This window comes from Opitutaceae bacterium, assembly GCA_015075305.1.
Classification (GTDB): Bacteria; Verrucomicrobiota; Verrucomicrobiia; order Opitutales; family Opitutaceae; genus UBA6669.
The window spans coordinates 140,034-162,997 of record JABTUS010000006.1 but is presented as its reverse complement, the minus strand read 5'-3'; the positions used below and the strand labels follow the sequence as shown (position 1 = coordinate 162,997).

Sequence of the window (22,964 nt, the reverse complement as noted above, 5' to 3'; positions counted from 1 at the left end):
AGGATCAGACGGCAAACGGATTGTAGGCGCGCTCGTTCTCGATTGTCGTCAACGGACCGTGTCCCGGCGCGATGACCGTCGATGGGGGCAATTGATGGAAAATGCGCCGTGTGCTTGCCTGCATGCGGTCCCGGCAGAAGAAAGCGCTCCCAACAGAGCCCGCGAATATCAGATCTCCTGAAACCAGCAGCGCCGCCCCAGCCCGTGCCGCGGTCGCCCTGACAAGATAGCAGTTATGCGCCTCCGTGTGTCCGGGCGTACCCCAAACCTCCACAGTGAAACCCGCAAATTCCAGTTTGGCGCCCTCACCAACCAGCGTCGAGCCTGGCAGACTGCTCCCGGGCGGAGCGAATATTGGCGGACTCCCTCGCATCCGTGCTTCCTCCAGACCTCCGACATGCTCGGTCTCCGCATGGGTCACAAACACAGCGTCGAGATCACGAATGCGCGCCGGCCATAGCCGGCGCAATCCGGCGGCACTCGGGCCGGCATCGAACAAAATGCCATTCTGCCGCGAACAATCCGCCACCACGTAGGCGTTTGCCACTCCAATGCCATGCGGCATGCGCAGCGGGTAAAGGCAGAAAGGGAGCCCGCACACCTCCGGAACGGGATAGCGGCCCTCCGCAATGGCGCGAAATCCGACTTCATTGAGACCCAGAATTGAGGCGATGCGGTTCAGTTCCACCGCGTCCAGCTCGTAGCGATAGTCGATGGCGTCGCGTATCTTGGATTCCGGCACGCCTGAGCGTTGCGCCAGCAGGGCTTCAGTGATGTCACAACGACGCAGCGCCTTGTCGAGCACGTCGCCCAGTTCATCCTCAAGTGGTGTGCGTTCAATGACCACAGCGACAGTATGCCGCAGATGCGACACTGTGCAAGGTCCTGATGGACGCTCCCGGCTCGCGCGCGGGATATCCAAAAAATCCCTTTGGCACGCCGGGTTGCAGCCTCCAGCGTTCTCTGAAATGGACGCCCAACAGACAGAGGTTCTGGAAATCTTCACTCGCACCAAGGCCCTGCTCCGCGGCCATTTTGTCCTCCGTTCGGGCCTCCATAGCGAATACTACTTCCAGTGCGCCCAGGTCTGCCAGCACATGGACGCGGTCACCCGTCTCACCGAACTCCTCCTTCGAAAGATCCATGCGAGGCCGGAGATCGCCTTCACAACCGTTCTCGCACCGGCGATGGGAGGCCTCGTCATCGGCCAGGAGGTCGCGCGCCAGTCGAAAGCCCGTTACATTTTTGCTGAAAAGGAAAACAATGTCCTGGTCCTGCGACGAGGGTTCAAGCTCTCCCCCGGGGAAAAGGTTCTCATCGTCGAGGATGTGGTCACCCGTGGCGGCCGCGTCATCGAATGCCTGGACATTGTCCGAAAAAATGGAGGCGAGCCCGCCGCGGTCGCCATGCTCGTCGATCGCAGCGAAAAGAGCGCAAGGTTCGAAGTTCCTTCCTTCTCGCTGCTCGAGCTGAGTTTTCCCACCCACGCTCCTGACGCACTTCCGGATTCGCTCAAGAAAATCCCAATTGAGAAGCCCGGCAGCTGAAATCCGCGTCTGTGTGGCTCGGCAGCCGGCGCGTTCGCTCAGGGCACGGGAACAGGCAGATAGCGGTAGGCTCTGCGATAGTAGACGAGGAAAAGATTGTTCTGTCCGTTCACGATCGCTTCGCGTGCCGCTTCGAGGCTGTTCACGGGAACACGGTTGACCTCGAGAATGACCACATTCGGCGCGAATTGTTCGGCAAAAGGCGATGCCGGGTCGACCTCCGTGACCACGAGACCCTTCACCCGATCCTCGAGATTCAGCCGCTCCCTCACCTCATCCGTGACCAAGGCAACCCTGACGCCGGCAAGAATCTCATCGTTTCCGATACCGTCGTTTCGCTTCCCAAGCTTGACGGTCATTTCCATTTCCGTTGGTTGCCCGCCGCCGCGCCGGCGCCCCCTGCCGTCAACCCTGACCGTCTTCACACGTACTTCCGTGCCGGGGGCAAACTGGGAGATGAACAGGCGCAGATCCTGACGGGAAGCCACGGTGCGTTCGTTGATGGAAAGGATCGCATCACCCTGCCTCAACCCCGCCTTCTCCGCCGGGCTGCCCGGCTCCACCTGCGTGACAATCACCCCGCGAGCCTCCTTTCCAAGGCCCATCGCCTCCGCAAGGTTCGCCGTGAGCGGATCCACATTCACGCCCAGAAATCCCCGCGCCACCGAACCCGTCTCCACCAGGCTGTGCATGACCATCGAGGCGAGGTTTACGGGGATGGCGAAGCCTATGCCGATGTTTCCACGCGTGGTTGAGACAATCGCGGTGTTGATGCCGACGAGGCGCCCTTTTGCGTCGATGAGAGCACCGCCGGAATTGCCCATGTTGATCGCCGCGTCCGTCTGGATGAAGTTTTCATACCCCACCTGATCCTCCCGGTCCAGGAGACCGAGATTGTTGCGTCCAAGTGCGGACACGATGCCCATGGTCACGGTCTGTCCGATCCCCAGGGCGTTGCCTATGGCAAAGACCACATCACCCACCCGCATCCTGTCGGAATCGGCGAGGGTCAGCGCGGGAAGATCGTCGGCATCGACCTTGATCACCGCCACATCCGTCTGCGGATCCGCACCGATCACGCGCGCCGTGAACTCCCGCTCGTCCGGCAGCGTCACATTCAGCGCATCCGCACCCTCCACCACATGGTTGTTCGTGAGAATGTATCCGTTCCTGGATACAATGACCCCCGAGCCGATGCCCTGCTCGCGCGCCTCGCGTTCCCTGGGCAGCCGCCCCCCGAAGAACTGGTCGAGCAGTGGATTCCCCGCGCGGCGTTGCGTGATGATCTTGGTGACGTTGACGGATACGACGGCGCGCTGGGCAGTCTGCACGACATCCGCGTAGCTCGCGATCGCCGCACCAGGCCTGTTTTCAAGCGCCGTGGAGTCCACCTTGATCTCGGGCCTCGCGGTTTCAGCAGGCCGGCTCCTCTCGACGGCCGGAGCCATCGCGGGCAGCATCATGATCAAAACAACGACAGTGGAGAGAATGGTGGAAAAGCTCATCCGCTAAAGTGGATCATCGAGCGTGGCGCCGGATCGATGGCGACCGCCCGGGGGAACATCAATCTCCGAGGCGATGCTCAGAAACCCTTGACCTTGAACAGCCCGGTCACGCTCTCGTTGTTGTTGATTCGAAGGATCGCCTCGCCGAGCAGACCGGCCACGCTGAGTATGGTGATCGGCAGACCCCTGGGATCGTTTGGAATTGAGTTGGTGATGATCAACTCGTCGATCAGCCCCTCCGCAAGCCGGTCGCGGGCGATATCGCTGAGGATGCAATGGCTCACTGCGGCGCGCACGCTGCGGGCGCCGTGTTCCCGAACCAGTCGCGCGGCGGCTGTCAGCGTGCCCGCGGTTTCCGTAATGTCGTCAACCAGCAGCACGTCGCACCCCTTGACGTCGCCCACGACGTTGATCGCCTCGACATGCGTCGCGCTGGTGCGTTTCTTCGCGACCAATCCGAGGCCGGCACCCAGCATGTCGGAATAGGCGGCGGCCATTTTCATGCCGCCCACGTCCGGCGAGCAGACGACAAGATTGTTGTTCGGTGTCTGCGCGAGGTACTTGAAGAGTGTCGGCGATGCGTAGAGATGATCGACCGGTATGTCGAAGAAGCCCTGGATCTGCTGCGAGTGAAGATCCATTGTCAGCACGCGATTGGCGCCCGCGGCTGTCAGCAGGTTGGCAACCAGTTTGGCAGTGATGGGCACCCGCGGCTGATCCTTGCGGTCCTGCCGGGCATACCCGTAGAACGGCATCACCGCCGTGATGCGATGGGCCGACGCGCGACGGCAGGCATCGATCATGATCAGCAGCTCCATCACGTGATGGTTCGACGGCGGGCAGGTCGACTGCACGAGAAAGACATCATAACCGCGGATGTTCTCGTTGATCTTAACAAACGACTCCCCGTCGGGAAAGCTTGTGACCGTCGCCTCGGCGAGGGAAATGCCAATGTGGCGGCATATTTCCTCGGCGAGCGGGCGATTCGAATTGCCAGAGAATATTTTCAGACCGGGCCTGTTGCTCATGTGTGCGGTTGCCCGACGTTACCGAACCTCCCGCTGCGCGGAAGACATTTTTAGACTCTCGATCTGTTCCTCCAGTCCCTTCACGCGTTTGAACAACCCGGGAAGCCGTTGTTTCAGCACATTGATGCGCTGCTCAAGTTGAAAGGATATTGCCGGAGTGCCGCGAAGGTAGCTGCCTGGCACGGTTTCAGATGTCACACCGGCCTGGCCTGCAATCTTGGATCCCTTGCCTATCGTGATGTGTCCGCCGATTCCCGCCTGACCACCTATCACCACATAGTCCTCAATCGTTGCGCTTCCGGAAATGCCGACCTGTGCGCACAGAAGGCAGTGCTTTCCAACAGTCACATTGTGGCCGACTTGGACAAGATTGTCGATCTTGGTCCCCTGCCCGACCAGCGTGCGGCTGAAACGTGCGCGATCCAGCGTGGAGTTCGCCCCGATTTCCACATCCGAACCCACTTCCACATGACCCACCTGGGGGACTTTTTCGTGACGTCCCTGGACAAAGTCATAGCCAAAGCCATCGGATCCGACAACCACTCCCGGGTGAAGTCGGACTCGGGCGCCGAGGCGGCATGAAGTTGCGACGACGGATCCCGGCTGCAGCCAGCAGTCTTCGGCCAGCGAGGCGGCGCGACCAATGAAAACCTGCGCTTGAATGTGGCAACGCTCACCGATGACGGCGTCCTCCTCCACCACGCAGAGCGGACCCACCGTGGCGCTGGCGGCAATCCTCGCACTTCCTGCAACCACCGCACTTGGATGAATGCCTGGGGCGGGTTTTGGCCAGAGCGCCTGTTCAACGCGTGCGCAGATCCTCGAAAGTGCAATCGATGGATTGTCGACCCACAGGTACACCTGGCCACTGGCTGGTTCGCCGGAATAGTCTGATGGCAGCAGAATGATGGATGCCCGGCTGCCGGCCACCTGCGAGCGGTACTTGTTGTTTCCCAAAAAGGAGAGCTCACCCTGCTCTGCCCCCGCCAATCCGGCAAATCCCCGGATCCTTTCAGCCGTGGATCCCTTGATCGCGCGCGGCTGCGTGATTGCGGCAATCTCGTCAGTGGAAAAGGAGACCTGCATGGAGCGAGCGTGGAGGTTGAATCAATGGAGGCAACTGCGGGCATGAAAAACCCGCCGGACGGGTGTCAGGCGGGTCGAATGAATTGGGTCTTTACCGAGGGGGCTATTTCTTGGCGCCCGGGAATGATACGGAAGGCGTTTCGCTCGCCGCCGGGGCTGGCGCCGCGGCCGCAGGGGCCTCCGCAGGTTTCGGGGTAACAGCCGGACGATCCTTGTTCACCTCCTTGAGAACCTCGTCCGTGATCTCATAGGCCGGATCCAGATAGATGAAATTGGAGATGCCGAAATTAGTGCGACCCGACTTGTCCACGAGTATCGTGGCACCCTTCTTCCTGGCGATTTCCGTCGCGATCTTGCTGATTTCCTCAAGAATCTGCTCTTGGAAAAGCTGCAGGCGCTGCTGCAGGTGGCGCTCCACATTGGCACGGAATTGCTGCACTTCCTGCTGCTTTTTCTGAATTTCCTGCATCTTGTCCTGCGCCGCCTTCTCAGCCTTTGCCTTCGCATCGTTCGAGGCAACCGGGCTGCTTCGCGTGCTTTCGACTGCCTCTACCAGCTCCTTGTAAGTGTCGACAATGGCCTGGCCCTCCTTGGATAGGCGCTCAAGCTCGACCTGGGCCTTTTGTTCATCTGCCCGCAGCTTTGCGGTGTTGTCTTCGGTCTTGTAGTGGCTTTCGAAGACCTTCTGCATATCGACGACCAGGATCTTCGGCGCAGGCTGCGCCTGCATCAAGAGCGTCGAGGAGCCGAGGACGGCCAGTGAGAAAACGAGTCGGAGGACGTTGTTCATAAGTATGTTGAGAGATGCCAGGGAAAGGGAAGGAGATCAGAAACGCGTGCCGAAAGAAAAGTTAAATTGATTACCCTTCTTGTTGAATCGGTCGCCGGTGATGGGGATGCCGAAATCGAGGCGAAGCGGAGCACCCGCGACAAACAGGCCCAGGCCAAAGCCGAAGTTGTCGTTATACTTGCTCGGGTTGAAATCGTACGGGCCCTCGTTGACGAAGCCGGCGTCATAGAATATCGCAAACCGGATCGGGCTCACGATGTCGATGGTGTACTCGACGGACAAGAATCCGTAGCTCTGCCCTCCGATGGGCTCACCCGACGGGTTCTTGGGACCCACATCGCGATACTCGAAACCGCGCAGGTTGTAGGGACCGCCGAGCGTAAAGTACTCGAACCGCGGCTTGCCCTTGTCATTGCGGCCAAACGTATCGAGAACGCCGATACGCCCGTAGATTGCGACGACCTGCGACTGCGTGTCAAAGATCGGGAAGAACTGGGAGCCGCGAAACTCGGCCTTGTAGTAGTTGAAGTCGGACCCTATGGCGCTGCTCGACAGGTCCAGGTTCAATTCAGCGCGATTGCCCATCGTCGTATTGACGATCTTGTCGCGCGTGTCGCGCAGCATCTGCAGGCTGACAGTCGAAAGGAAGCTCTTCCCCTCGGGGAAATAAAGCTGGAAGTTTTGCTCCACATTCTTGATCTGCACCTGCTGCGCACTGTACGCGAGCTTGGCCTCGACGAGTTCGAAGAGGCGCTTGCGCAGATAAACCTCTCCACCGGTGCGGATTTCCTCATAGAACGCGCTGTCGTAGTCGGAGCTCGTGCGGAAGATGCTGAATCCGAGCGCCAGTTCACGCTCGAACAGCCAGGGTTCCTCGAACGACAGGACAAGTTCACTGGACTGCGAGCCGAGCTGCATCCGCAGGCGGAACTTCTGGCCGTCGCCCTGGAAGAAGCTGCGGCGGTTGAACAGGTCGAAATTCGATTGCGTGATTTCGGCAAAAATCACCGCCTTTTCGAGCGAACTGAACCCGGCTCCAAAGGTCAGATTGCCCGTGCGCCCCTCCTTCACCGCAACCTTGAGATTGCGGCGCGAGGGGATGTTCGAGGTCTCGGGAGTCATGTTAACGTCCTCGAAAAACCGCGTGTTCTCGAGACGCTGCTTCGAGATCTTCATGCGGACCATGTCAAAGACCTCGCCGGGGCCAAGAACGAGCTCGCGCAGGATCACGATGCTCTTGGTCTTCGTGTTGCCCTCGATCTTCACCGACTCGACATAGTATTTCTCGCTTTCCTGAACCTGGTATTCGATGTCGATGTTGCCCGTCGCAATGTTGGGTTTGCGATTCAGACGCACGCGCGTGTCCAGGTAGCCGTCGCGGCCATAAAAATCCTCAAGGGCGGTGACGTCCTCATCCAGCTTGGACGGATGAAACACCATGCCTGATTTCTGGCGCAGGATCAAACGAAGCAGCCCTGTCTGGTATAGCTTGTTTCCATTGAACGTGATTTCTCCGATGTGATACTGCTTTCCCTCCACCACATTTATGGTCAGGACGAGCCGGTTCGGCGACGGGTAGTCATACTTGATCTTGTCGTTGTCGATTTCGACATCGAGGTAACCCTGCTCCCGGTAGTAGTCCCGGACCTTGTCGATATCATCTTCAAACTGGTCGTCCTTGAAGCGCCCGGATCCCGTCAGCCAGGAGAACATCCACCAGCGCTTGGTCTCCATTTCCTTCCGCAGCTTGCGGGCCTTCACGTTTGCATTGCCGACAAACTTGATTTCGCCAATCCGGACCTTGTTGCCCTCCCTTATCTTGAAGATGACGGTGCCGAAGCCCGTGCTCCGATCGCGTTCGATCGAATAATTGATCGAAATCTGGTTGTAGCCCGCCTTCTGGTAGTACTCCCGGACCTTTTCCGCGTCCTCCTTCACCTGGCGCTCATCCAGGGCGAAGTTCGCCTTGGTCTTGATCTCTTTTTCCAGCCGGCGCGACTTCACCTTCTTGTTGCCTTCAAATTTTACGCTGAGCACCCGGAATTTAGGGGTCACTTCAACAACGATGTTTTTCGTGTGATCGGGCCGGGTTTCCTGCTTGATTTCGATGAACTCGAAGAGACCCGTGCGGTACAGTGAGCGGATGTCACCATCAATGATCGCATCGTCAACCGGCCCTCCCTCGCGCATCTGCATGTTGGCCCGCACGACCTGCTCGTTGACATTCGCCGCCCCCACAAACTTCACGGTCACGGTGCCGACGCGAAACGGCGTTTCCGCCGGCTGTGTCGCAGACTGGGCGGCGGCGCGCCAGGGACCGGAGGCTGCCAGAGCCAGAATCACGACGAGGCGAATCAACCGGAAAACCGGGTTACTGTGTGTAGTTTTCAAAGCGGGTGATGTCTCGCAGGAACGTAAGCTTCAACTCTCCTACCGGTCCGTTTCGCTGCTTTGCAACGATTAACTCGGCCGAGTCCGCGGCGACTTGGAATCTCTCCTCCGCCTCCTTTGGTCGTGCGAGCATAAGCACGACGTCAGCATCTTGCTCAATCGATCCTGATTCACGCAGATCTGATAGTCTTGAGTGCGGTTTTCCTTTTCGGCTGAACGGTTGAGCTGACTGAGAACAATCACCGGCACGTCAAGTTCCTTGGCCAGGCCCTTTAATCCTCTGGATATTTCCGCCACCTGCTGTTCCCGGGGCGTCTTCGGATCGGTTGGAGCGATCAGCTGCAAGTAATCGACAACAATGAGTCCGATTTTCTGCCGCGAACTCAGGCGCCGCGCCTTTGCGCGCAACTCCATGATTGTCAGTTGTGAGGAGTCATCAATGAAGATCGGGGACTTCGTAAATTCATCCGCCGCCTTGATGAGTTCCTGCTGTTCCGCCCCATTCCTGGAGAGCAGGCCATCGCGCAACAGCTTCATGTTGACGCGTGCCCGCGAACAAAGCATGCGCAGCGCAAGCTGGGCGGCCCCCATTTCAAGCGAAAACACCAGCACTGGCACACCTTCGCCTCGCCTCGGCATCGCGGCCGCCTCGGCAAAGTTCAGCGCAAGCGACGTCTTGCCCATGGAAGGGCGCGCCGCGAGCACGATCATTTCCTGCCTCTGAAAACCGAACGTAAACTGATCAAGATCCTTGAATCCGGACGAGACGCCCGTGAGCTCACCCTTCTTCATCATCATCTTCGTGATGACGTTCATGGCCTCGCGGGTCGGCTCCTTCATGTGCCTCGCGCTCTCCGAGGTCCGATTCTGGGTCACCGCAAAAAGCTGCTGCTCAATGGTGTCGACAAACTGGTCTATGCCTCCGCTGAATTCGTAGCATTGTTCGACCGTGCCGGTCGCCGTGCGAATCAATTCCCGGAGCAGCGCCTGCTCGCGAACCTTGTCGATGAAGTAGCTCGCCTGCGCCGTGGTGGGGATGCGATTGGCAATCTGCGTGAGGAAGGCGTACCCGCCGATTTCATCGAGCTGGCGCGCCACCTTCAATTCCTCGGCGACAACGGCGATGTCGATCGGAGCCTGCTTGTTGTAGAGTTCGGTCAGTTTCTCAAAGATCGTCCGATGGGCCGGGACGTAGAAGGAAGCGGGATGCAACCGGCTCTCAAGGCAACGGGAAACCACGTCGAGGCCGTCGAGAAAACAGCAGGAAATCAGATACTCCTCTGCCTCGATTGAATGGGGAAGCGTGCGGCCCATGACGCCGCCGCCCTCCTGCACGGTGGCTGGCCCGGCTCCGTCCACCCGCCTGCGTCTCAACCTGGAGCTGGGCGCGTCGTCAGGCATTGCGATTTCCATTCAATGGAGAGCGACCGGAAACATTCCGCGTGTACGGGGGCTGCGAGACCCAAAACCGGAAAGCCGCGATAACGTCGCGGCTTTCCCATGTGAAGGTCATTCGGCTCAACCCGGAATGATTTCCGACCTACCTGGCCGGATCCTTTTCCTTGGTCGACTTGCGGACCGGGCGCCGTTTTTCACGAACCTCTTCAGCCGGTTTCTGTTCGACAACCGGTTCGATGGGATTCTCGGAAACGACGTCGAATGACAGATCCACCGCAACATCGGCATGCAGCTTGATCTTCACCTCGTGTTTGCCGAGTGCCTTGACGGGCGTGTGCAGGTGAATGCGCTTCTTGTCCAGCGTGATACCGGCCTCCGCAAGCCTGGCGTGGATGTCCGTCGACGTTATCGCACCGAACACTTTGCCGCCTTCACCAGTCTTGACCGCGAACGCGAGCGACGTCTTTTCCAGCTTGCGCGCAATTTCCTGCGCACCGGAAAGTTCGGCCGCTTCGCGCTCGGCTCGACGCTTTCTAAGCGCCTCGACATGCTTCTTGTTGGCGCGCGTCACCGGTACGGCGATCTTGCGCGGAAGGAGGAAGTTGCGGGCGTAGCCGGCGCGAACCTTGACTTGGTCCCCTTCGCCGCCGAGTCCGTCGACGGGTTGAAGGAGCAGAATTTCGTTGTGAGCCATGATGGGTGACGTGTTGAGAGTGGTTGTTTAATGCCGCGACCGGGCCGCGTTTTCGCGGTGGGCGCTTTGGAAAGGATCGTGAAACTAAAACGGTACGTCCTCGTCGATATTGTCGGGAGGCGCTGCAGGAGCCTTCGCACGCGGTGGTGGCGACGTACGCTCGTAGGACGCGGTTTGATCCGCATCCTCTCCACCGGAAGCCTGTGCGGCTCCCTGGGTGCCGCCCGCGCCGCGCGGGGCACCGAGAAACTGGACGTTTTCGAGGACGACCTTCAGGCGGCTGCGTTTCTGTCCGCTCGTCTTGTCCTCCCACTGGTCGAGCTTGAGGCGACCCTCGACCATGCACTGCGAGCCCTTGCCGAGATACTTGGAAACGAGTTCGCCCTGCTTGCCCCACGCCTCGACGTCGACAAAAGTGGTTTCATCGCGGGTGGCGCCCGAGTCATCCTTGAACTGCCGGTTGACTGCGATGCCGAACTGACAAATGGCGGTGCCCTTTGGCGTTACCCGGAGTTCGGGATCACGAGTCAGGTTGCCAATAAGGAAGACTTTGTTGAGCGAGGCCATGGTTGTAGCGGCGGATTTCCGCCCGAGCCTAGACGGATTGGACGAAGGTGCGGTAGACGTTGCCGTTCAGACGCAGGCGCTCACGGAGGGCCGTGGGGCCGGATGCCGGGGCCGAAAACGCCACCTGCACATAGGTGCCGCCGGTCAGCTTGCGATCCGTGACTCGCACGAACTCGCGGCGGCCGAGGTTTTCCACGGCGGTGACCTCGCCCTGGACTGCGGCTATATCCTGTTTCACGCCATCGATGATCTGGTCGATGGAGTCTTCCTTGCCGCGGTTGTCCAGGATGAATGTCGCGCGGTAGCTACGTTTGGTCGGTTTCATTTTTGTCTCTGCGATTAAGTTGATTCATCGCCCGATCGGGACCTTCCGTGATGAGAAGCTCCAGTCCGGCGACTAGGCGGTCGAGTATTTGAGTGAGGAGTTGACGTTGTTCTAGAGTGAAGGATCCAAGCACGAAGTCTTTGATGTCCATCTGCGGCGGCTGCCTGGGACCGATGCCGAGCCGATAGCGGGCAAATCCGTCGCCGAGGTGTTCGAGCAGGCTGGCCACACCATTGTGGCCGCCCGCGCTCCCCGTCACGGATACCTTGACCCAACCGAGTTCGATGGCGGCGTCGTCGTAGGCTGCGATGATTGAGGAGGTGGGAATCTTGTAAAAGCTCGCAAGCTGACGGAGGGGGCGCCCGCTGTCGTTCATGAAGCTCTGCGGCTTCACAAGGTACAGCGTGCGTTCGCCCAGATCCCAGCGTGCGACCTCAGCATCGAAGCGGCTGTCGGGTTTCCATGACAACCGATGCCGTGCAGCCAGCGCATCCAGGATGATCCACCCCAGATTGTGACGGGTGCCCTCGTATTCACGGCCAGGGTTTCCAAGGCCGGCGACGAGCGCAATGGACATGACTCAAAGAACGATCGGGCTGCGGCGGCCGTGGATGACACGGCCACCGTATCCGAAAAGTTGTTACTTCTTCGCGGGTGCGGCGGGTTTCGCACCGGCGGCGGGCGCCGGAGCCTTGGCACCAGGCGCGGCGGCGGCACCGGGCTTTGCACCGGCGGCCGGGGCAGCGGCGCCCGCGGCGGGGGCGGCTGCGCCGGCGGCGGGTGCGGCGGCACCAGCGGCAGGCGCTGCGGCGCCAGCTGCTGCTGCTGCGGCGGCGGGAGCTGCAACTTCAGCGGTGACAACCTCGGCGACCGGCTCGACGCACGAAACGACGGGCTGCCCCTTGGGATCGAGAAACTTGACGCCGCGAACCTCCTTGAGCTCACCCACCTTGACGGTCTCGCCAACTTTGAGCTCGGTGACATCGACCGAAATTGACTCAGGAAGATCCTTGGCAAGGCAGCGAATGCGCAGTTGAAGCGTGGCGATTTCCAGAACGCCGCTTTGGTTTTTTACGCCAAAGGATTCGCCGACGGTGGTCACGGGGACGCGGATTTCAAACGGCTCGTCCTCCTTCACCTCGTGGAGGTCGACGTGGACGTAGCGGTCCGTGATCGGATCACGTTGAATTTCCTGCAGGAAGGAAAGTGCCTTGATCTGCTTGTCAGCACGAGCGAGCTCAATGATCAGTGCCCGGCCTGCAACCGATTTCAGCAAACGGGTGAACTCCGGTCCATCGACCGCCAGCATTTCCGGCTTTGTGTGTTTCCCGTAAAGAATTGCGGGAACGCGGTTTACTTTGCGCAAGCGACGGGAGGCACTCCGACCGGACTGCGTGCGCGGCGCGACATTAAGGACGAGATTTTGCTTCATGATATTCGTTCCACCTGGTCGCTCCTGAATGGAGGCAGGCGTAATGGAAAAGTTGGCGAGGCAATCGCGTTCCACTCCCAAAATCAATCAAAACTTTAGCCAATGCGACTTTTGATCAAATGGAGCGTTGACAAGGCAAAAGCCGGCGCATGTCTTGCCGGTCCCATTTGGGAGATAGGTCTGATTGCCCGGTAGCTCAGTGGCAGAGCAGGTGACTGTTAATCACTTGGTCGTAGGTTCGATCCCTACCCGGGCAGCCATTGAAGATCAGGAAGATGCGGGTTTCCTGGATTTTCCCGAAATATCCCCTGTCCGGTTGCTGTCCCGTTTTCCCTCTTCCAGGGGCTCAGCGCGAGTCGTCGAGGATTGTCTTGTACGTCCCATGTTTCGTTACGATCCATCATGCGGACTCAAGCTCCTGCCAAATTTGCGCTGTTTTCCATCCGATATCCGATGTCTAAAGAGCTTTTGGGGTTGCTCGATGGGCAGAAAGGCCACGGCTTCTAGCGATGCTAGCATCATCGACAACAGGTGCGGCTGGGGTGGTCTTCACGAAGCCTTGGGCGGTCGATCTCATCCTGGACCTTGCGGGGTACGACTCGGCGAAGCGCCTTTTTGAGCAGGTGGCGCTGGAGCCATCCGCAGGGGATGGAGCCTTCATCCGTGCGATGGTCCGTCGGCTCGTGGAATCCTGCCGACAGCACAAAGAGTCGCTTAGCCGCGCCGAGGAGGCATTGAGGGCGTTCGAAATCGATCCCGTAACAGCGGCGAATGCGGTCAACGCTGTTGAGGCGGAATTGATTTCCTTAGGAGTAAGTGGAACGACCGCAGCCCGCCTCGCCCGCTCGTGGGTTCGCTGCGAGGATTTTCTCGATGCTTCGCTTGGATTTCCGGTCGCTGACTATGTCGTCGGTAATCCCCCGTATGTTCGTTTGGAGGAGATTCCGCCGGCAAAAGCAGCCCTCTATCGCAATGCCTTCCACACGATGCGCGGACGGTCCGACCTTTATGTCGCTTTCTACGAGGCCGCTCTGATGCAGCTGAAACCAGGCGGCACGTGTGCTTACATCTGTGCGGATCGCTGGCTTTTGAACGACTATGGCTCGACGCTTCGCAACCTGATCACGGATGGCTTCAATGTGCGATTCATCATCGAAGCGCACGACGTGGATGCCTTCGAAGCTGAGGTCTCTGCCTATCCGGCGATTACAGTGATTTCTACTGGCAAGCAGGGGCCGGCTACCGTCGCCAAGCTCCATCCTGGCGCTGAATCCGCCGACCGCGGACAACTGCTGGATCGGCTGGGCGCTGCGAAGTCTGATTCCTTTCTTCGAAGCGCGCGCTTGCATCAATGGTTCCGCGGTGCTGAACCCTGGCCGTGCTCATCACCTGAGCGCTTGGCGGTGCTTCGGCAAATCGAGGCTTCGTGTATCCCGCTGGAGACCGAGGAAACTGAAACGCGGGTGGGCATAGGAGTTGCGACCGGAGCGGACAGGATTTTCATCCCAAAGGAGGTTCCGGATGTTGAGCAAGATCGCCTCCTGCCCTTGGCCATGGGTGACGATCTGGCCGGTCCACGGGTCAATTGGTCCGGAAGCTATCTAATCAATCCGTGGACCGAGGATGGGCTGGTCGAACTGAATCGATTCCCAAAGACGCATGCATACCTGCTGCCTCATTTGGAGACGCTGAGGGGACGACATACCGCGAAAGACCATCCTGCGAAGTGGCACAAGACAATTGACCGCGTAAATCTTTCACTCGTGCGAGAGCGCAAGCTATACATCGCAGACATCCGCGGCCGACTCGAACCAGCACTGGACAAGGGGGAAACCTATCCGCACCATAACATATACTGGATCACCTCAAAAAAGTGGGACCTGCCCGTCTTGGGTGGACTGTTGATGTCCGATGTCGGCGAATTTTTCGTGCGCTGCTACGGCGTTCGGATGCGCGGTGGATACTTCCGGTTTCAAGCTCAGTACCTTAGGCGGATTAGGGTGCCACATCCCGATAGTATCCCGGCATCAATTCAGGAACAGCTAGCCAGAGCTTTCACGGATTTTGATCGTGCCAGGGCAACTGCGTTGGCTCATACGCTTTACGGCATCAACGCCCTGCCCGAATGAGTGAAACTGACTTTTTCCAATCTGCCGTTTCCTACTGGTGGAAATTCAAGAAAAAAGGAAAAGGTGATTCGAAACAGGGCGGTAGTCGTGATCAAAACCTGAGCGGAAAGAATCTGGACGGATTCATCGGAGCGATCCGAAGTTTTCTGATCGGGTTGGGCGTCGACAAGGACGACATCTACATCGGCGGTCATTTCAGCAAGGCTGGCGCGATTCTGCCATCCACCTTCAGACCATCAAAGAACTGGGACATAATCGTTGTCAGCAACAGCCGGTTTTGTGCGACCAATCGGCAGGCTGGATCGGAGCCGATTCTGCACGCCGCCATAGAGTTCAAGTCGCAGGACAAGAGCATCGGCAACAATCAGAACAACCGACTTGAGGAGAGCTTGGGGAACGCCTGCGATTTCTGGCACACGTATGAAGAGAACCTGTTTTCGACCCCGCTTCCGCGCCCGTGGCTGGGGTACTTTTTCATCGGAAAGTATGCGGAGACCGATCACGGAAAGACGCAGATTCGTCAGCCTCACTTTCTCGCGCACGAGGTCTATCGCGGTGGGGCGGACCGGTTCACAGATGTCCCGAAATTTCTCGGTCCCAGCTACGCCGAGCGTTACCGGGTGTTTCTACAACAGGCGGTTGGAAAGCGCCTTTATGACGCGGGCGCATTCCTAACGACTCACGAAGGTATTCGCAGGGCGAAGCCAAACCATGAAATCCGATTTCCGGAGTTTGGCCCAAAGAATTTTCTGAACAGTCTCGAAGCCCACGTCCGGGCCAACTACCGGAAGTAGCGTCAGATCGCTGCCGCCCGCAACTTGGTCCCGCGTGGAACGCTCACCTCTAAAGTGAGTGCATGCACTTGAAGTGTCGGGTTCGGCGCAAGAATGGGAAGGATCACCGCAGCTGGTCGATCGTGGAGAGTCGGCGGGTAGGAGGACGCGTGGTGCATCATCATGTGCTTTATCTCGGGGAGGTGAACGACCGACAAAAGGAGTCGTGGGAGAAAGCGGTGAGCGTGCTCGATGAAAACAGCGGAACGATGAGGCAGATGGCCTTGTGGCCGGAGGATCGAGAGCTGACGTCTGGCGAGGTGGACGCGGTGCGGGTGAGGTTGAGCGCAATGAGTCTGGAGCGTCCGCGGCAGTGGGGAGCGTGCTGGCTGGCCGATTCGCTGTGGCGGCAGCTTCATCTCGATGAGTTTTTCCGCGAGAGGTTCGGCTGCAGCCGGGAGGGAACGGACTGGGAAAAGGTGCTGCGCGTTCTTGCGATCTATCGACTGCTGGCACCGGGGTCCGAATGGCGGCTGCACCGGCAGTGGTTTGGCACGAGCGCCCTGCCGGATCTGCTCGGCGTCGATGAACGCTCCGCACAACCTGCCACACTCTACCGATGCCTCGATCTACTGCTTGCCCAGAAAGAGGCGCTGTTCGGTCATCTGCGCGAGCGCTGGCGCGATCTGTTCGCGGCGCGTTATGAGATTCTGCTCTATGATCTGACGAGCACGTACTTCGAGTGCGACGCGCCGGAAAGCGACACCGATCCGCGTCGTTTCGGCTACAGTCGCGATCGACGCAGCGACTGCGTGCAGGTGGTCATCGCACTGGTGGTCACCCCCGAGGGGCTGCCGCTTGCCTATGAAATGCTGCCAGGCAACACCTCTGACAAAACCACGCTGCCCGCGATGCTCGAAATGGTGCAGAAGCGTCACGGCCAGGCGCAGAGGATCTGGGTGATGGACCGAGGTGTGCCGACCGAGGCGGTGCTTGAGCAAATGCGATCAGGCCCCGCGCCGGTGCACTACCTGGTTGGAACCCCAAAGGCGCGGCTCAACCGGATGGAAGCGGCACTGGCACAACGGCCATGGGTGGAGGTGCGCGGAGAACTGCGGGTCAAATGCGTGCCGGAAGACGGCGAGATCTACGTGCTGACGGAAAGCCCGGCCCGGGTGAACAAGGAGCGGGCGATGCGACGCCGGGCGCTCAAGAAATATTGGAAACGCCTCGGCGAACTCTCGCGACTGAGAACAGGCAATCGCGACGAACTACTGCTGAAACTTGGCAAGGCTTCCGGAGAGGCGGGAGCAGCAGCGCGGTTGATCGACACCACGGTCTCGCCCGAGGGAATGCTCACCTATGAGCTCAATCGGCAGAAACTGCGGACGGTGCGACGACGCGAAGGCCGCTATCTGCTGCGAACGAACCTGACCAACTACGACCCGGACGCCCTGTGGCGGTACTACATGCAGCTGGTGTTTGTGGAGGAGGCGTTCCGCACGCTCAAAGGCGATCTGGCGATTCGCCCGGTCTATCACCAAAAGCCCGAAAGAATCGAGGCGCACCTCTTCGTCGCCTTCCTCGCGTATTGCCTGTCGATCACGCTGCGCCAGCAACTGCGCAACCTCTCCGGTGGACTGATGCCACGCACGGTCTTCGAAAAACTCTCGACCGTTCAAATGCTCGACGTTCGGGTTCCCACCACCGACGGACGCGAACTGCTTCTGGTCCGCCGCACCGAACCAGCCAGCGACGTCGCGATTCTCCTCCATCAGCTCGGTCTGGCGCTTCCCGTTCAGCCTCCTCCCTGGATCCGCTCACCCCTCCTCCAGAAAAGCGCCGTGTAGGCCCGACTTTTCGGACCTCCGACCGATGAATCAACGACTTACAAACTCAATACCCTCCAGTTGGCGAAGTCGGGCTAAGGTCTACTGGACGATGACCTTGTTTTTCTTAACCCCAATACTGTTCACTTAGTGATTACCCTCGCGTACGAGTCCCTCAAAAGTAGGGCATGGCACGAAGTGCGATGACAATGGCGAGCGGTGGGAAAATTGCCGAGCACCTCAGTATCGGGGTGCTCGCTCAAATCTATCCCTGGGCATCGCTCAAGAGCGTATTGAAGCAGACCGGGCGCGAAAGTGAACGGGTTGTGCGTGCATCAGTCCACCGAACAAATTGCCCAATTGCTGGCGCAGCGTGATCGAGCGGCGAAATGCAAGCCAAGCGACGATGATGTGCGCCCCATTCAAATCGAGCGCGAATCCTGCCTGCCAACCAGCTCCGCGATGGTGCCCATCGGCAGGAAAACCCGGTTCGGGTCGCTGCCCAACTGGGCAAATCCGAACTTCTGATAGAACGCCAGGGCTGCCTCGTCTTTCGCGTCCGCGACCACGGCGAACGAGGCAATCTCCGCGGCTTTCTGGTGCGCGCGGACCAGCGCGTCCATCAATAGCAGCGATCCTGTCCCCGGGAAACGCTCATCTCGCGCCAGCCGTCCCAACAGGGTTGCAGGAAGCCGCGGATATCGGGGGAGCTTCTTTTGCAAGGCTTCCGGCAGCTCAGCGACATCCACAGCAAAAGCCGAAAGTGTGTAATAGCCCACGATGGTGGACGGAGCAGCGTCATCCACCATGACGAACGCGGCAGCCACATGACGCTCCGCGTCCTTCCGGGCAATGTGCTGGAGATAGGTGTTGAGAGGCGCGCTGACGCAACGAAACCCGGTCCGGTCGTGTTGCTTCGTTAGCGGTTCAAAACGGCAGGCCATCAGGCACTGACCTCGCGATAACGCTTAAATGCCCCCCGCAACGCCGCGTTCGGTGCGGCTGGCGCAAGCAACGCCTTCACGAACTGAGTGGATTCCTCTGCCGAAAGTCTGGCCTGTTGATGTTCTTCGATGACCCTCCGGGCGCTGGCTTGGAGGGCGAAGAGAACAAAACTCGTGACCGTCGGGTGCCCGGTCACGGCAGCAGCCTGCTCCAAGGTCTTCTTGAAATCACGGGGAATCCTCGCCTCCAGTCGGGCGGTGGCGCGAGCACGGGAACGGGATTTTGCTGCCAAAGTAGCCATGAAACCACCATCCGGCAATTTGCCGGGTCCTGCAACTTAAAACTATTCGACGTTCCCGGCCATGGCCTCAAACCACACCGAAGCCGCGTCATGTGGCATCTCAACCTGGTAACCCGGCTCCCTGCAACACGGCTGTGTCGTTTTGCAGTGCGATGTCCTCGGAGGCGGAACCATTCTGCATGGAAGTCGAATGCGACGGCATGGGGGCAATCCTCGCTGGAATCCCATCCACGTCACCGCGGGCAAGCTGCGTCGGCCTGGCCGGAAAGTTTCATTGATCCTCGATTGGTTGCATCCGGGCATCGAGGAATAGCGTGTTGCCGCAGGCCGGCCTCCAGCTTTGCCACATCGGAAACGAGCAGGCTCGCCAGTCTCCTACCGGCTCAGGAAATCCCAGATTGCCTTCGCTCCCATCGCCGTGAGAAAGGCGCCGGAAACAACCAGGAGCAGCGTCAGCCCTCGGCGCATCTGCAGGCACTTCGGCAGGAAACGTCGATCGACCCAGATCATCGCAAAGCACCACAGTCCGCAGGTGAACACTCCCCCGACGATCGACACGGGAGTGACGATCGCGATCGGATCCTCAAGCGTCCAGAGCAGCAGCATCCCGCCGACCGCGCAGTAGACCAAGATGGTCGCGCGAAAAACACGAATCGGGGCCCGGCGCAGGCCTGCGCTCACCGGCCGCGCGCATTCGAAGGACGTGCGGATGTACACCTCGTAGGCTCCATAGACGGTGCCTCCGATCGCGAAGAATATGCCGACGACATACACCCAGCGCAGCCACGGGAATATGTTCGTCAGGAACTGCGCCTGATGGCTCAATAGGTCGTCCCCCGAGGGCACGAGCTTCTGCGGGTGAAGAATGACCGCGCCCAGAACGACAAAACAGGCCGTGAACAACGCCACGGATGAGAAGCTGACGGCCGCGTCTATCTTCGGCGCCCGCAGCCACATTCTCGCCCGGCGCACGTTCTCGGTCGACAGGTCGATATTGGGAGTGCGCCCCACCCCGCCACTCTCCGTTTCACCGTCAGGCGCATCGCGATTCACACCGATGGCGCCCCAGCATTTTTCCCGGAGCAGGCTCACGTATCCAAGATAATCATACGTGCCGCCGCCAATGGCGCCAAGGGCTGCCACGACCTCCACCCAGGGCGGGCGGACGGCTATCAAGGGGTATGCCTCCTTCACCCATGGGGCATAGTCCGAGGGCACGACCGGCACCACCGATCCCAGCAGAATCCCGTGCAGATCCGGACGGGCGGCGACGGCCGCCACCAGCATGCAGCCGAGGAGCAGGAAAACTATGCCCGTCTGGATCTTCTCGAGCGCGCCGTAGCTTTGCACCCATGTGACGCTCACGGCGGCCACAATCGTGATTGTGGCCCAGATCCGCGCGTTCAGCAGCAGCTCAGCCTCCGTGCCGGACACCCCGAAAGCCCAGTTGATCGTCTGCCCCAGCAGCAAGGGAAGTCCCGCCAGCCAGAACGGGAAACAGACGATGCACAGAACGCCCGTCGCCAACGGCACCCAGTTGCGCGGCCCGGGCAGGCGGCCCCAATGCGTCATTGGGTGCTCGCCGGTGAGCGTCATGTACCGCATCGCAGAATACACCTGCACGCCCTTGAACACGGCTCCGGCGATGAAGCACCAGAGCAGGGTATAACCGAAGATGGCGCCTTCGCGGGCGGCGAAGAGCGTCTCCCCCGAACCGATGGTGACCGACGCCATGATCGCGCCCGCTCCAAAATACTGCAAATGCCGCCAAGGCCGGCGACTGCTCAGATCTGCAGGCGGCTCGGGGTAGACAATCATTTCGTTCGTTGTGTGGTTGAGTCCTGCAAGGCGTGGCGACCCGTGAGGAATTGCGATTGCGCCGCAGCGTCAAACTTGCCGGCAACCCGGAGCCTGCCGGAAGCAACACCGATTGAACAGAAGGCCGGCAATGGAGACGGTTCAAGCACCGAGCGCCTGGCACCTTTCATTCTGCATCTGGACGACATTGGCAATCTTGCGAATCCCACGCGCGATCTGCACCCGCACTGTGCTCTCCGCCACGCCAAGACGGGTTGCGATCTCGCGATTGGAGAGTCCTTCCACTGCTGCGAGCGTGAAAATATCACGGCAGCGCCGCGGCAGACGGCCGATCGCGTCGGTCACCAGTTCGAGCTGCTGGCTCCGCTGGCAGCACCTGGGTGCATCCATGTCACTGACCATCACGCACAATTCCGGCAGTTCGTTCACCGGAGTGTCGGAATAGATCCTCCTGCGGCGAATCCACGTCAGCGCCGTGTTGCGTGCGGTGGAGAAAAAATACGCCTTGGCAGTGGTGATCGTCGCGGCGGCCTCGTGCCGCCAGAGCTTGAGGTACGATTCCTGGACGACATCATCGACGTCGACCGAAGGAAACCGGCTCCTCAGGTAGCCGCGAACCGCGGGTTCATGCGGCTGAACCTGGGTTGTGAACCAATCGGCCCGACTGCCGCGGCGGGCACACGGAGTGCCATGACTGTCAACATCCGTTATCATTGTGAAGCATTGTGTTGAGGGGCCGGCATTGACCGAGGGGCGGCTGCATCGAACTGGCCCGGGGGTGCGGAGAGCATTGATTGACCTGTATTTTGTGCGTGCGGAAGGTCAAGCACTTTATATGACCAGATTATCTATCTGGTCCTACCAGTATTGAACATCCTGTGAAACCCCGCTGACTTCGGTTCGCCAGGTTTGATTGTCCGAAGCTAGCCAAACACCCCTCCTGCGTCATGCGCTTCATGGCATCCGTGGCAGGCGCGCCTGCCAGATTCCCAGCGAGCAACAGCCTGAAGGTGCCTGCCCGCCCTTCGCCCTCATCGTTGCCGTACATATCGGCGCATCCAGAGTCCCTGTCGGGGCCGCCCGGCCCTTCACTTCAGCCATCGGATTTCATTCCGGGGGAACACGCTCGCGCGTGACTGTCATGAACCAAGCCGATTCTTGACTATGGTCCTACCAGACGCAACGGTTCACCCGGCGGCGGCCAGCTCGTCGGCCAACCGTTGCAATTTTCCAATGAGCGCCAACCCGCCGCCGTCCCGCCGCGTATACCAGGACATCGCCCGCAAGCTTGCCGACCAGATCATCAGCAGGAAGCTGCCCGAAGGCAGTTGTCTTCCCTCGGAACGCGTCCTTGCCGAAAACTTCGGTGCATCCCGAACGTCCGTCCGGGAAGCCCTGCTTTCGCTGCAGGCATCCGGCTTCATCTCAATGAGGGAAAAGGCCCGCGCACGGGTGTCGCGCGCCAACAATGCGGTGCTCTTCAGCCAGTTGACCGGATCCGTTCAGGGCCTGCTCGCCCAGCCCCATGGTGTGGCGGACCTTCAGGAGGCGCGCATGCTGTTCGAGTGCGGGCTCGCGCGCTACGCCGCGCGGCACGCGTCTCCGAAGGAAGTGGACCGGCTGGCGGTCGCGCTTGCGGAGAACCGGGCTGTCATGGGTTCGCCCGAGGAGTTTGCGAAGACCGATCTGGCTTTCCACACGATCCTGGCGGAAATCCCGCGCAATCCCATCTTCACCGCCATGAACGCCGCGCTGTCCGAATGGCTGCAGGAACAGCGCGACGCAGGCATTCGCCTCAAGGGGGCGATTGTCAGGGCATATGAGGGACACGAACAGGTTTTCCGGGCGATCGCCAATCATGACTCCGAAGCCGCCGATCTCGCCATGACCGAGCACCTCAAGATTGCGTCCGTTGACTATTGGACGGCAAAGGAAGGCGGGACTGCCAAGCCGCCCAGGATGTCTTCCACCCGCAGGTCCCGAGCCTGACCGCGTCGCAATTGCCGCCACCCGGCGTCCAACCTCGCCCGCCGCAGTCCTCACGAAGGCGGCGCCACTGCCGCCCCACCCCTCCACACCAGATCAAGCGCATCCCAGGCAAACCATCCGGAATCCAGACTTCGCGGGCCGAGTTCATTTCCTTGCGAGCGCAGAACACCAGCGGACACGCGATCTCCGCCGAAATCGGAAGTCCGAGCAAACCCTCGCCCACTCGCATGTGTTTACACCTCAGATGGAGGATCTTTCACGTGGTTGTAAGCGCTCAGATCCGCTCGGTTGTCTCGGATAAGATTCAATTGCGGATCGCGGCCAAGGAAACGTGTTTCGCCAACCATTCCACTCCATCATCGGCGAAATCGCTGCAAATGTCGTGCCTGTTCAACACTGGAACGCGCAATAGGGCCG

Annotated in this window: 20 protein-coding genes, 1 tRNA gene and 1 pseudogene; 6 read left to right on the top strand and 16 right to left on the bottom strand. The window is 59.8% G+C overall.

Annotated elements, in window-relative coordinates:
* Positions 1–4 precede the first annotated feature (4 nt).
* Positions 5–847, bottom strand: a complete 843-nt coding sequence (locus HS122_12840; GenBank protein ID MBE7539284.1) for an MBL fold metallo-hydrolase — start codon at positions 845–847, stop codon at positions 5–7.
* A 121-nt stretch (positions 848–968) separates the two neighbouring features.
* Here HS122_12840 and HS122_12835 point away from each other — a divergent pair, with 121 nt between their 5' ends.
* Complete coding sequence (locus HS122_12835; GenBank protein ID MBE7539283.1) at positions 969–1,547, top strand: orotate phosphoribosyltransferase; 579 nt, start codon at positions 969–971, stop codon at positions 1,545–1,547.
* Positions 1,548–1,585: 38 nt separating this feature from the next.
* Here HS122_12835 and HS122_12830 read toward each other — a convergent pair whose 3' ends face one another.
* The 11 genes and pseudogenes from HS122_12830 to HS122_12780 form a co-directional block, all read right to left on the bottom strand.
* On the bottom strand, positions 1,586–3,052 hold the full coding sequence (locus HS122_12830) for a Do family serine endopeptidase (protein MBE7539282.1): 1,467 nt from the start codon (positions 3,050–3,052) through the stop codon (positions 1,586–1,588).
* A 77-nt stretch (positions 3,053–3,129) separates the two neighbouring features.
* Positions 3,130–4,080 carry a ribose-phosphate pyrophosphokinase gene (locus tag HS122_12825; GenBank protein ID MBE7539281.1) on the bottom strand — a complete coding sequence of 317 codons (951 nt, stop codon included), beginning with the start codon at positions 4,078–4,080 and terminating at the stop codon, positions 3,130–3,132.
* Between the two features lie 18 nt (positions 4,081–4,098).
* Entirely contained in the window at positions 4,099–5,166 is a 1,068-nt protein-coding gene (lpxD, locus tag HS122_12820) for a UDP-3-O-(3-hydroxymyristoyl)glucosamine N-acyltransferase (protein ID MBE7539280.1), read from the bottom strand.
* A 103-nt stretch (positions 5,167–5,269) separates the two neighbouring features.
* The gene (locus tag HS122_12815; protein MBE7539279.1) at positions 5,270–5,956 is read right to left on the bottom strand and encodes an OmpH family outer membrane protein; all 687 of its coding nucleotides are present in this window, start codon (positions 5,954–5,956) and stop codon (positions 5,270–5,272) included.
* Positions 5,957–5,992: 36 nt separating this feature from the next.
* Complete coding sequence (gene bamA / locus HS122_12810; GenBank protein ID MBE7539278.1) at positions 5,993–8,347, bottom strand: outer membrane protein assembly factor BamA; 2,355 nt, start codon at positions 8,345–8,347, stop codon at positions 5,993–5,995.
* Positions 8,328–9,748 (bottom strand): annotated as a pseudogene (dnaB, locus tag HS122_12805) (replicative DNA helicase). The gene bamA and the pseudogene dnaB overlap by 20 nt, the downstream one beginning before the upstream one ends.
* A 139-nt stretch (positions 9,749–9,887) precedes the next feature.
* Positions 9,888–10,439, bottom strand: a complete 552-nt coding sequence (locus HS122_12800) for a 50S ribosomal protein L9 (GenBank protein MBE7539277.1) — start codon at positions 10,437–10,439, stop codon at positions 9,888–9,890.
* Positions 10,440–10,523: 84 nt separating this feature from the next.
* Positions 10,524–11,006: a single-stranded DNA-binding protein gene (locus HS122_12795; GenBank protein ID MBE7539276.1), complete on the bottom strand. Its 483-nt coding sequence runs from the start codon at positions 11,004–11,006 to the stop codon at positions 10,524–10,526.
* A gap of 28 nt (positions 11,007–11,034) precedes the next feature.
* Positions 11,035–11,331 (bottom strand): 30S ribosomal protein S6, encoded by a 297-nt coding sequence (locus HS122_12790; protein MBE7539275.1) that lies wholly within the window; start codon positions 11,329–11,331, stop codon positions 11,035–11,037.
* Positions 11,312–11,908 (bottom strand): aminoacyl-tRNA hydrolase, encoded by a 597-nt coding sequence (locus HS122_12785; protein MBE7539274.1) that lies wholly within the window; start codon positions 11,906–11,908, stop codon positions 11,312–11,314. The genes HS122_12790 and HS122_12785 overlap by 20 nt, the downstream gene beginning before the upstream one ends.
* Before the next feature lie 63 nt (positions 11,909–11,971).
* Positions 11,972–12,763 carry a 50S ribosomal protein L25 gene (locus HS122_12780; GenBank protein ID MBE7539273.1) on the bottom strand — a complete coding sequence of 264 codons (792 nt, stop codon included), beginning with the start codon at positions 12,761–12,763 and terminating at the stop codon, positions 11,972–11,974.
* Between the two features lie 185 nt (positions 12,764–12,948).
* On the opposite strand from HS122_12780, the gene HS122_12775 reads away from it, so the two are divergent.
* The 4 genes from HS122_12775 (at position 12,949) to HS122_12760 (ending at position 17,515) form a co-directional block, all read left to right on the top strand.
* Positions 12,949–13,023: transfer RNA gene (locus HS122_12775), tRNA-Asn, on the top strand.
* Between the two features lie 363 nt (positions 13,024–13,386).
* Positions 13,387–14,892, top strand: a complete 1,506-nt coding sequence (locus tag HS122_12770) for an Eco57I restriction-modification methylase domain-containing protein (protein MBE7539272.1) — start codon at positions 13,387–13,389, stop codon at positions 14,890–14,892.
* Positions 14,889–15,686, top strand: coding sequence for a hypothetical protein (locus HS122_12765; GenBank protein ID MBE7539271.1), 798 nt, complete (start codon positions 14,889–14,891; stop codon positions 15,684–15,686). The genes HS122_12770 and HS122_12765 overlap by 4 nt, the downstream gene beginning before the upstream one ends.
* A gap of 62 nt (positions 15,687–15,748) precedes the next feature.
* On the top strand, positions 15,749–17,515 hold the full coding sequence (locus HS122_12760) for an IS1634 family transposase (protein MBE7539270.1): 1,767 nt from the start codon (positions 15,749–15,751) through the stop codon (positions 17,513–17,515).
* A gap of 401 nt (positions 17,516–17,916) precedes the next feature.
* Here the strand turns inward: HS122_12760 and HS122_12755 are convergent, their stop codons facing one another.
* The 4 genes from HS122_12755 to HS122_12740 all read right to left on the bottom strand — a co-directional run bounded on the left by HS122_12755 (position 17,917) and on the right by HS122_12740 (position 21,272).
* Entirely contained in the window at positions 17,917–18,438 is a 522-nt protein-coding gene (locus HS122_12755) for a GNAT family N-acetyltransferase (protein ID MBE7539269.1), read from the bottom strand.
* Positions 18,438–18,740: a DUF1778 domain-containing protein gene (locus tag HS122_12750; GenBank protein MBE7539268.1), complete on the bottom strand. Its 303-nt coding sequence runs from the start codon at positions 18,738–18,740 to the stop codon at positions 18,438–18,440. The genes HS122_12755 and HS122_12750 overlap by 1 nt, the downstream gene beginning before the upstream one ends.
* A 375-nt stretch (positions 18,741–19,115) precedes the next feature.
* Positions 19,116–20,474 (bottom strand): Nramp family divalent metal transporter, encoded by a 1,359-nt coding sequence (locus tag HS122_12745; GenBank protein MBE7539267.1) that lies wholly within the window; start codon positions 20,472–20,474, stop codon positions 19,116–19,118.
* Positions 20,475–20,699: 225 nt separating this feature from the next.
* Positions 20,700–21,272: a sigma-70 family RNA polymerase sigma factor gene (locus HS122_12740; protein ID MBE7539266.1), complete on the bottom strand. Its 573-nt coding sequence runs from the start codon at positions 21,270–21,272 to the stop codon at positions 20,700–20,702.
* A gap of 519 nt (positions 21,273–21,791) precedes the next feature.
* Here HS122_12740 and HS122_12735 point away from each other — a divergent pair.
* A complete protein-coding gene (locus HS122_12735; protein MBE7539265.1) occupies positions 21,792–22,547 on the top strand; it encodes an FCD domain-containing protein in 756 nt (251 codons plus the stop codon).
* Positions 22,548–22,964: the final 417 nt, after the last annotated feature.